General features: G+C 53.4%; 1 protein-coding gene. It reads left to right on the top strand.

Annotated features, from left to right (window positions below; genetic code table 11):
- The first annotated feature begins 105 nt into the window (after window positions 1-105).
- Window positions 106-1,053 (top strand): IS30-like element ISAeca1 family transposase, encoded by a 948-nt coding sequence (locus tag OKC31_RS21615; RefSeq protein WP_012564931.1) that lies wholly within the window; start codon window positions 106-108, stop codon window positions 1,051-1,053.
- Window positions 1,054-1,091 lie beyond the last annotated feature (38 nt).

Raw genomic sequence — 1,091 nt, 5'->3', positions numbered from 1 at the left:
CGTGAATTCAGATAATAAGTGCAATGCCCATGGTGCATAGGAGAGAGGCGGTCAACTACCAGTTAGGGTACGCTTCTTCTCGCCAAAGAAACAAAGCGATACACCATGAAATACCAGCAGTTGACCGAGGGGCTACGATACCAGATTGCCTGCCTCCGTGACCATGGCCTGTCACAGGCCCGCATTGCCAAACAGCTCGGGGTTCATCCATCGACTATCAGTCGTGAGCTTCGTCGTAATTGTGCTGGGCAGGCCTATCAGCCGCAGCAGGCTCACCAACTTGCCACGGCACGACGGCTGACGAGTCAGAAGCGTACTGTCCCGTCTGATACCATCGACTTTGTTTGCATGGCGCTGGTCGCGGACTGGAGTCCCGAGCAAATCAGTGGCGTTGGAGACATGATTAACTGCCCGGTTAGCCACGAGTGGATATACCGCTATGTGGCACGCGACAAGGCCAACGGTGGCACGCTATACCGGCATCTGCGTCAGGGTCACAAACGCTATCGCAAGGGTAAGAACAGCAAACGCAGTGTCATTCCCAATCCGGTATCGATTGATGAACGCCCTGCGATAGTCAATGAGCGGAGCCGTGTGGGAGATTGGGAAGTCGATACCGTGTTGGGTAAGCAAGGCAGCGGTGCAATAGTGAGTCTGTTGGAGCGTAAGAGCCGGCTCTACCTGGTTCAATACGTTCCCAGCAAAACAGCCAGCGCGGTGGCGGACACCATTATCAGCATGCTGAAACCCTACCAGGCACATGTCCATACCATCACAGCTGACAATGGTAGCGAGTTTGTCGAACATGAACGTGTTGCAGCAGAGCTGGAAGCGCAGGTGTACTTTGCGCATCCATACAGTGCATGGGAACGGGGACAGAATGAGAATAGCAATGGTCTGCTGCGGCAATATGTGCCCAAAGGCAGTGATTTGAGTGTGGTGACAGCAGAGGCACTGTCAGCCGTCGAAAAGCGGCTGAACTTCAGGCCGCGCAAATGCTTGGGATTTAAACAGCCACAGGTGGTTTTTGACGAACTTCTGAAAGCAGCCTGATTTTTAATCGGGAATTGCACTTCGAAGTTGAATTCGCG

Origin of the sequence: Aeromonas sp. Y293-4, assembly GCF_027705905.1 — a bacterium.
GTDB lineage: Bacteria > Pseudomonadota > Gammaproteobacteria > Enterobacterales > Aeromonadaceae > Aeromonas > Aeromonas veronii.
The sequence above is the reverse complement of the archived record's forward strand: the minus strand, read 5'-3'. Positions and strand labels throughout refer to the sequence as shown.